A 9065-nucleotide genomic window follows, 5' to 3' on the forward strand; every position below is an offset into this window, starting at 1 on the left:
CCACCCGCACCGGCATGAATCAGGACTTTTTGACCCGCTTCCAAACGTGCGCGATCGTAAAGCGCTTCCCAAGCGGTGATTAATACTAAAGGGGCCGCCGCCGCTTCAGCAAAAGATAGGGAAGCAGGTTTTGGCGCAAGCGATCGCTCATCCACAACAGTCAGTTCAGCATAGTTGCCGGTATTCGATTTGCCCAGTCCTCCAGCACAGAAATAAACTTCATCCCCTACTCGAAATTGCTGGACGCCAGAACCAACCGCCTCCACCACACCCGCACCATCACAGCCTAAAATAGCTGGCATTTGGTCTGGGTAAAAAGTACCTCGCTTTCGCAGCTTGGTATCAATGGGGTTCACCCCAGCCGCGTGCAGACGCACTAAGATTTCTGTATCGTTTTGAATTTTGGGTTCTGGGACTTCCTGAAGTTGCAGCACTTCTGGTTCCCCAGCGGCTGTCATTAAGACTGCTTTCATTACGTTGTTTTGTAGCTAAGACAAGTAACTTCTATCTGAAACTTTACCGCAGCTGTTGACTCTCTTAACCGATTTCAAAGTTGAAGGATAAGGATAAAAAGCACTCTCCCGTAGCTTTTGGCCTGTGAGACCTACTTTCAAGGTAGACTTTAAGTCAGACAAGATTGTGATTACCCCCTGATTAAGCTAGGTTTAGCCACAAAACCCATGCTGTTTTAGCTTAGGGTCAAGAATTGTTACCTCTGTCTTTAAGTTCAGTTATTACTAACTCCCTTGTCCTTAAGCCTCGTTTATGATCGAAGTAGTTCTCTGATGCTCCAATATGTCTCGAACATTACGTGTACATCCGCAGTATATTCAAACCGTTAAGTCAATTTGGGAGCGTAAAAGTGATGGACGTGAACGAGTTCTAGCTGAAGAATTAGGGCTATCTCTACCTCAGATTCATCTTTTCCTCAAAGGTCAATTCGTTAGCGGCCTAGATTTTTTAGAAATTTGTCAGGCATTAGCTTTGAACTGGCGGGAAGTCGCTGGCTTACATCTACCCGATAGCCCCAATTCTTCCTGGCCTACAGTCTCTAACTTAGGAGACACTATCCCTAACTCAAGCTTGGATACAGCTGTTATTAATCTTAACAAAGGAATCAATGAGTTGGTCGGTGTTCTCTGTGAAATGCTGCGTCGCCTTACCCGAAAAGTGGGAGATTTTATTAGAGCCGATCGCACGAGTATTTTTTTACTCGATCCCCAACGGAATGTACTCGGCTCACTTAATGCGGAGGATGGGGAGGGTGGATCTTTAGTCATTGAGGTTCCTTTAGGCCGAGGAATTGCTAGTTTAGCTGCCACGACTTCAAGTGTGATCAATATCCCTTTTGATGTCTACAACGATCCACGCTCTGAAGAGTCAAAAAAGATAGACAAAGTAACAGGATACCGCACTTACACAATCTTAGCTTGGCCCCTATTTAATAAGGAACAAAATTTAGTATCTGTAGTACAACTCATTAATAAGTTGAGACGAAATTGTGACCCTGGTATCGAATTATCTAGAAGAATCGACATTAATGGTTTTACACCGGAAGATGAAGCTCTATTTGCCACATTTGCGCCTTCGATTCTCCAAATTTTAGAAAGATGCCAGTTTTGTTACCAACTCACCCAGCAACTTAGGGAAGATACCTGGCTGAACCACAATAAACCAGAGGTTATTCTCCGGAACACTGGATTGATAGCGGAACTGAAGCAACAAGAGCAACAGTTACGAAAGATTCTTGACAGAATGTAGACTTTATCGCTTTTAAAGCATATATCAGAGGCTCTTTCTCTCCTGCTTAATTTCCTCTGTGTCCTCTGTGGTTTGTTAATGATTCTTACAAATCCAATAGAATTACTACATTGAGGTTTCTGGAATCAAAAATTGCGTGAGGATACTAAAAAACTGATGAGAAAGCCCAAAATTGTTGAGAAGGCAACCGAACTCCCGCCTAACTCATAGGCTTCGGGCATCATTGTGCTTGCCAACATCGCCAGAATTGCTCCTCCAGAGGTCGCCTGAGCTAACGCTACAAATAGTTCAGAGCTACTGCTCTGCAAAAGATTGCCCCCAACTGCACAGAAACCACTCAATATCACGACCCCAATCCATAAGCTGAGAATCTGACTTTTCTTGGTTCCTGCCTGTTTCATACCAGCCGCACTAGATAAGGCTTCTGGAAAATTGGAGATAAACACCGCCAGCAAAAATGACCACCCCAAATGACTGCTCTCCGCATTCATCCCGATCACGGCTGATTCAGGAATATTATCAATCAACGTACCGATGACAATGGCTAACGGAGCAGAACGCTTAACCAATCCCTCCAGCGTGCCTGGGTCTTCCCTGAGTAATAGATCCAGTTCCACCTGATCCATTAACTGTTGCCGCCAACGGTCTAAATGGTGTTCTGCGGCAACCCGTGACTCTGTCGATAATCGGAGTCGCCGCGCCAAGGCTCGACTTAAAGACCAAGCTAGGTGGGGTGACCAAGCCAGCACATGATTAAAGTGTTCTTGGTGGAGTTGATACAAATCCATTGGGGTATGAGCCACAACCGTTGCCGATCGCGGTTCTCCGGTTAAGAGTGCCATTTCACCGAACACCTCCCCTGGTTCCATGATATTCAAGACTTTCTTCCCTTTGCGAACCTCCGCTTCACCCTCCACAATCATGTAGAAGTACTCCCCCGGAGTCCCCTCTTCACAAATGACTGTTCCGGATTCCACATGGACGGGTTTGAGGAAGGGAATAATCGCTTGTCTCTCTGTCACAGAAAGATTTTGCATCACCTCAACATGGGCAATTCGGTGCAGAACATCGGAAACTTGTTCCTGACTATGTTCAAATAAGTAGCGGCGACTGGAGGCAGGTTTACGCAGGAAGCCACCATGCTGATCAATATATCGAGTCAGACCCATAAACAAACCCCCACCGACTAGAAAACCAACCAATAGCGGTAAGAAGTGGCTTGAGCGATAAACAGGGAGTGTGATTTCAAATGCGATCGCAGACAGTAAGGTACCGCTACCAAATGCCATAATCGCCGCTGAAATTTTCCGACTCGGTTGCCAAAATACCCCTACAAAGGCTCCAATTCCCAAGCTCGAAGCTCCGAGTATGCCTTGTAAAAATGCTGCGTTTGACATGGCGGATTCCTGCTTGCAACACAAACAATCGTATCTCCGGATTTAGGCCTCAGGATACGAAGATGTATGCATCTCAACAAATGGAGATGTCACAATAGAGATAGTCACCCCATCTCAATACATATTTTGCGTGAAGCAAGGATCGCTCGGTTCGACCTACAAGTTCCAGCCTCGCCAGATCGTTTGTTTAGAGCATGAAAATACTCGGCTCTACACTGAAGTCATTGAAGTTGTAACAGTGCGGCAAATTTGTTGGGTGCGTCCTTTGATGCTGGTTGTCTCACCCCTAGGCCACGACTCCCTGCCAGCGTTCTCACCCGAACAGCTAAATCTGTATGACTTGCGCCAGGGCGCAGATTTGCTATGGCCCGTGAGTTTATTTCGAGTTGCTCTGGATACGGAGGTGATTCCCCTCTTAGTTCAGTTGGATAACCCGGACGAGGGAGCACAGGTAAACAATGCAGAAGCTCATCAGCAACTGAGTTGTTTTATCCGTAAAGTTTGGCTGGCTTCTAAGAATGCCTTTTGAGCCACCTCTTTATTGCCGTTGCGATGACTGAAAATATTTATGGCTGCTAACGAATTAGCGTTGCCTCCGACTCTATTTTCCTAGCAGTAGCATTGTACCCTGATTGCTCAGTGAGTATGTGGAAGAACCCTTAAGATCGTTGACTAAACTCAATGGTTGAGAAGCTTAAGTATCGACAGATGGGCTAATTTTAGCCTTTCACCCTAACACCATCCCAAACAATTACCTAGTGCAGGAACGCTCTGATGAGAATGAACGAACCTTACTTCTAGCTTCTCCTTTCTTAGGAATCTGATGTTGTTTAGGTGGTAGGAACTAACTGAATTCGCCCCGCATCCATCTCAGACATGAGTAATTCCAGAGCTTCGTAATCAACATCCGAAATGTGACCCAGTCGAGTCAGTTCATAGTTGATTTCGTTTTCTATATCAGGAGTTAATTTCCTAAGATGAAGGGCTTTTTCTACAAGGTGACGAATAACATATGTAGTTTTCACAAGCATTTGCCTAGAACTCCATACTAAGAAATTTTCGGCTGAATTCTTACCAATTAGAGTGATCCAACTCCTTAGACTTAAGTGATCTGAATCACTAAGATGTGTGACGGGATGTTGTTTATATCTCCACACTGAGTTTCCAGCATGGCTTAGAACGCACTAGACCCTTGGTAGGCGTGTTATATCTAACGTAGAAAAAGAAGTCTTGTTATGTGTATGGTTCTTACTTTAGGTACACCGAACGCGAGACGCTAGTTTTCCCAATCTAGCGCTTCATTTCGTCTGGAATTTGTGAGATTTCGGCTAGGTGGTTTGTCTTAGCACAAGCTACAGAGCTGAACAAAGCATTATAAGATAAATTTATGAATGCGATAATAAAGTTGATGAGAAATGCCGTCTTTCCGAAAGGAATTTAGAAAATAAGTATACATGAACACAAAATTTTAAAAGGGTTTATAGAAAACTTTAATAAAGTAAAAAGAATTGATGAAGATTGAGCGAAATCTATCACAGGGGGTAGTGGGGGGAACAGCGGAAAGATTATCTTCGATACATTCTCTTTTAAGTTTTTCTACTAAAAAAGGTGGAAATTTAACTATGACAATTGCTATCAGGGATTCACAATTGACCATCATTCAACCTTCTGGTCACATCAATGCTGCCAATGCGGCTGAGTTTCAACGTCAGCTAACCGCTGCTGTCACGTCAGCGCCGCAGGCGATTTTGGTTGACATGTATAGGGTAGACTCTCTTGACAGTGCAGGCTTGATGTCGTTGATCTGTGCGTTTCGCCTCGCTCAACGTCTGAATCGGCGCTTTGGCATTTGCGGCGTGCCTCCCTCAATTCAGATGATTTTTGAACTGACTCGGCTAGATGCGGCGTTCGAGATTTTTCCCAGTCGTGATGCCTTTGCAGCCATGCTTGAGCGAGGTGAGGAATCTGTGAAGCTGATCGCTTAGTGTCAAATCAAGGAAGCGGTAATTGCAGCTTGATAATCAAATTGACCGGGACGGTTACTCAAGTAGGGATAACTTCAGTAGATCTTTTTATTTCATTTTATTAAGCTGGGCAATTCTTCACGAAAACTTCACCTGAGTTGACTATCTTAGGAAACGACAAGGACGATTCCTTGCTCGTAGCGCATTTCAAAGCTGATTTAAAAACTAGTTGGTCAGTGCCAATTTTAAAAATGTCCCTGAAAGACTGCTGACCAGCCTATAACACAAAACCCAGACCACTTGGTCTGGGTTTATAATATCTACCCCCTCATCGCACTCAACGGAGAATTTGCTCAATCATCCGCGTTGCCTGCGAATCATAGCCGCCACCGAAAAGATTAAAGTGGTTGAGGATGTGGTAAAGATTGTAGAGCTGTTTGCGCTGCCCATAACCCTCATCCAAAGACCACTCCTCGTTATAGCCGCGATAAAATGCAGCCGGGAAACCACCGAAGAGTTCGGTCATAGCGATATCCACTTCGCGATCGCCCACATACGTCGCTGGATCTAAAATCACCGGTTCTCCTAACTTCGTAATTGCCGCATTCCCGCCCCACAAATCACCATGTACAAGAGAGGGTTGAGGTTGATGATCGAGCAACTTGGGAACCTGTGCTAATAATCGCTCTGCCTCAGGAAATTGACCCCCCCGACGCCGCGCCAGCTTGAACTGATAGCCTAACCGATGTTCGGCAAAAAACTCTGCCCAGTCCGATGTCCAGCTATTAATTTGTGGCGTTGAACCAATCGTATTATTCACATCCCAACCAAACCCCTGTTTGCCAGAAGGTTGAGGAGGTTTCGCTCGGTGCATTTGGGCTAGGTTGCGTCCCATCTCTTCCCACGCTTGGGTATTACCACTCCCCCCGAATTCAAGCCACTCCATCACAATGTAGGCAGAATCACCAGCGGTACCAACCCCCATCGGTTTCGGGACTCGAATGGTGTTAGTTTCCAACATTTGCTTTAAACCCAGCGCCTCTGCCTCAAACATTTCAATCTGAGACGCCCGGTTCAGCTTCACGAAATACGTTTCGCTATCGCCGCTAACAGCATAACCCTGATTAATACAGCCACCACTGACAGACCGACGGTTCTGAATTTCAAACGTCTTCCCAGTGACTTTGCTGATATGCGTCGCAATTTCTGTCCACATCACTGAATTTTGGATTTTGGATTTTGGATTTTGGATTGGTTCTCCTCTTACTCGATCAGGCCATCTCAACTCTTTGCTGGTTTAATCGTAACGATACCGTAAGCATCAGCAGAGAGATACTGCTGTGCAGCGGCCTGGATATCACCAGGATTGATAGATTGAATGCGAGTGGGGTAGCTCAGCGCAGGCTCTAAATCACCAATCTGGCATTGGTAGTAGCCATATAAACTGGTGCGATCGCTCGGCTTCTCATTGCCAAAGATAAACCGATTTGCCACTTGCCGACGAATCCGAGCGATATCCGCTTCTGCCACTAATTCAGTTTGAAAGCGGCGGATGTGCTGTGCGATCGCAGATTCCACCTCTGCTAAATTCTCCTCTTGTAAGTGCGCGGAAATATAAAACACCCCCTGAAGCCGCTGCGTCATGTTGCTGACTCCGATATGGCTCACCAATTTCCGATCTTCGCGCAAATCCCTCACCAACCGTGACATGCGGCCCTGCCCTAGAATGGCAGACAACACATCTAGTGCATAAGTTTGCTCCAATTGCAACATCCCTGGCACCCGCCAAACCATAACTAGACGAGCTTGCTGTAAGCTTTCATCGACATATTCTCGGCGGACAATCTCCTGGAACGCGGGTTCAGGATAGAAGGAGCTGGGATGGTGTACAAAGGAATCAGCGAAAGAGCCGTTTCGAGAGTGAGTCTCGGCCTGGTTGAAACCGTCTACAACAATCTCGAGCAACTCTTCAACCGGCAAATTGCCCACAGCTACCGCTGTCATCTGCCTGGGTTGATACCATTTTCCGTGAAAGTCACGCATCTGCTGAGGCTTCAACTGTTCGATTACCGATGCTGGCCCTAGCACCTGTCGCCGATAAGGCAATTGTTCAAACGTTGTCTCAATTGCTCGTCGAAACGTGCGACGACCCGGATTATCGTCTGAGCGGCGAATTTCTTCCAAAATCACCAACCGCTCCCGCTCAAAAGCCTCATCTGGAATGCTGGGATTGAGAACTACGTCCAGTTGCAAGGGGGCGAGTTGGGCAAAATCTTTTGGAGCCGTGGTGATGTAGTAGTGAGTATAATCTTGGCTTGTGGCGGCATTCGTGACGGCACCTCGCTCTTCTATCAGCCGCTCAAACTCGCCGCTTTCCAGTCGTGGTGTTCCCTTAAAAATCATGTGCTCTAGAAAGTGAGCCATTCCGTTGATATCGTCTGATTCCAGAGCGGAACCCACGTTAATCCAAACATTTAGGTTAACGGCTTCTACGGGCATTTGCTCTGCCACAATGGTTAGACCATTGGGCAGTTTTTTAATCGTCGGGGCGTTGAGTGGGGGAGTTTTGAGCAGCGTTGAGGTCATCGGTACTTTGCGTTTTTGCCATTCCTCTCTATCTTAGTGGGTTGGCAAGGTGGGACTGAAACGCCAGCTAACTTAAGGGAAAAGTGATCGTTTCTTGGGAAAAACCCAGATTGGGGGGTTTCCCCCCAAACCCCCCACTGGGGGACGGAGTGCCTCCCCCAGACCCCCTGCACAAGGGTTGGTTGGTGAGTTAGGAAAAGATCTTAAGTCGAATGTCACTGACTTAAGCCCTGAACTAAAGTTCGGGCTAAAAGCTAAAACCCGTTAAAACGGGTTGAAAAGCTTATTCAGTAAGCTTTAGCTTACTTAAGCTTTGAGCCGGAAATTTATTTCAAGGCTCCTAAGTCAGTGACATTCATCTTAAGGAGCAAGGGAAGGGGGAGTCTGAAAGCCCTGCTTCGCTTGAGAGGGAGAACTCACACCCTTCGCTCATTGGCTAACAGATGCGATCGCCGTGACAGCATTTGATGTGCCACAAGGTGCTTTAATACAAAATTGTTGAGGGTCAGAGGCTTGCTCAATGTCACCCAAAACCCTACCCCGTCTGACTGAAAGCAAAATCCGCAAACTGGCAACATCCCAAAGCTTTACACGGGGCGATCGCTATTACCAAAATAGATCGATTGTCAATCCCATACGCCAGGGCTTAACCTTGTGGGCAGATTGCCAAGGCTCACAACTGTATCAAACTCGCGTGACGTTGAGCAAAGATGGTATTGCTGCAACCAGTTGCACCTGTCGCTACGACTGGGGGGGTATTTGCAAACATCTAGTTGCCCTCCTCCTGACTTACGTTCGCCAACCGGAAAGCTTTTATGTGATGCCGTCCTTGGAAGAAATGCTGGCATCTCGTAGCCGAGAAGACTTAGTTAGCTTGATTGGTCAGATGGTGCAGCGAGTTCCAGAGTTAATGTCCCTCATAGAACTTTCGGCTAGGAGTTCCCAAGGTCAACCGATAGATATCTCAGTCTACCGCCGTCAGGCTCAACGTGCTCTGCGTCGTGATGATATGCACGAAATTGCTGAAGACCTGGAAATGCTTTGCGATGCTGCCAATCAGTTACTGGATGCTGGGGATTGGTTGAACTCTGGAACCCTGTACCAGATGCTATTACAGGAAACAACAGAAAATTACGACGGCGTATTGCAGAGTATTGATTATGATGGCGAAGTTGCTGGTTTATCTCAGGACTTTGCGGAGGGTTTGGGACAGTGCCTTGCTCAGGCTCAGGAATTGGATAGCTTAACCCGAGAAGTCTGGCTCACTACTCTGCTCGAAGGCGCACTCAAAGATATTGAACTTGGGGGCATCGATTTCGCGGCTGGCGCTACCGAACACCTCTTAGAACAGGCAACA

Annotated in this window: 9 protein-coding genes; 4 read left to right on the top strand and 5 right to left on the bottom strand. The window is 46.6% G+C overall.

Annotated features, from left to right (window positions below; all coding sequences use genetic code 11):
* Positions 1-473: alcohol dehydrogenase catalytic domain-containing protein (locus tag V6C93_RS10915; protein WP_333476684.1), on the bottom strand; the 473-nt coding region annotated here is incomplete at its 3' end.
* 322 nt (positions 474-795) lie between these two features.
* Here V6C93_RS10915 and V6C93_RS10920 point away from each other — a divergent pair.
* A complete protein-coding gene (locus V6C93_RS10920; protein ID WP_333476685.1) occupies positions 796-1761 on the top strand; it encodes a GAF domain-containing protein in 966 nt (321 codons plus the stop codon).
* 125 nt (positions 1762-1886) lie between these two features.
* Here the strand turns inward: V6C93_RS10920 and V6C93_RS10925 are convergent, their stop codons facing one another.
* On the bottom strand, positions 1887-3158 hold the full coding sequence (locus tag V6C93_RS10925) for a cyclic nucleotide-binding domain-containing protein (protein WP_333476686.1): 1272 nt from the start codon (positions 3156-3158) through the stop codon (positions 1887-1889).
* Positions 3159-3288: 130 nt separating this feature from the next.
* Between V6C93_RS10925 and V6C93_RS10930 the strand changes: the two genes are divergently transcribed.
* Positions 3289-3687, top strand: coding sequence for a hypothetical protein (locus V6C93_RS10930; protein ID WP_333476687.1), 399 nt, complete (start codon positions 3289-3291; stop codon positions 3685-3687).
* Between the two features lie 301 nt (positions 3688-3988).
* On the opposite strand, the gene V6C93_RS10935 is transcribed toward V6C93_RS10930, so the two are convergent.
* Entirely contained in the window at positions 3989-4183 is a 195-nt protein-coding gene (locus V6C93_RS10935; protein WP_333476688.1) for a hypothetical protein, read from the bottom strand.
* A gap of 597 nt (positions 4184-4780) precedes the next feature.
* On the opposite strand from V6C93_RS10935, the gene V6C93_RS10940 reads away from it, so the two are divergent.
* The gene (locus V6C93_RS10940) at positions 4781-5143 is read left to right on the top strand and encodes an STAS domain-containing protein (protein WP_333476689.1); all 363 of its coding nucleotides are present in this window, start codon (positions 4781-4783) and stop codon (positions 5141-5143) included.
* Between the two features lie 316 nt (positions 5144-5459).
* Here the strand turns inward: V6C93_RS10940 and V6C93_RS10945 are convergent, their stop codons facing one another.
* Both V6C93_RS10945 and V6C93_RS10950 read right to left on the bottom strand, forming a co-directional pair.
* Positions 5460-6338, bottom strand: a complete 879-nt coding sequence (locus V6C93_RS10945; protein WP_333476690.1) for a fructosamine kinase family protein — start codon at positions 6336-6338, stop codon at positions 5460-5462.
* Positions 6339-6403: 65 nt separating this feature from the next.
* The gene (locus V6C93_RS10950; protein WP_333476691.1) at positions 6404-7708 is read right to left on the bottom strand and encodes a pitrilysin family protein; all 1305 of its coding nucleotides are present in this window, start codon (positions 7706-7708) and stop codon (positions 6404-6406) included.
* A 520-nt stretch (positions 7709-8228) separates the two neighbouring features.
* Here V6C93_RS10950 and V6C93_RS10955 point away from each other — a divergent pair.
* A partial coding sequence (locus tag V6C93_RS10955; protein ID WP_333476692.1) for an SWIM zinc finger family protein occupies positions 8229-9065 on the top strand: 837 nt, incomplete at its 3' end.

This window comes from Allocoleopsis sp., assembly GCF_036703385.1.
GTDB lineage: Bacteria > Cyanobacteriota > Cyanobacteriia > Cyanobacteriales > Coleofasciculaceae > Allocoleopsis.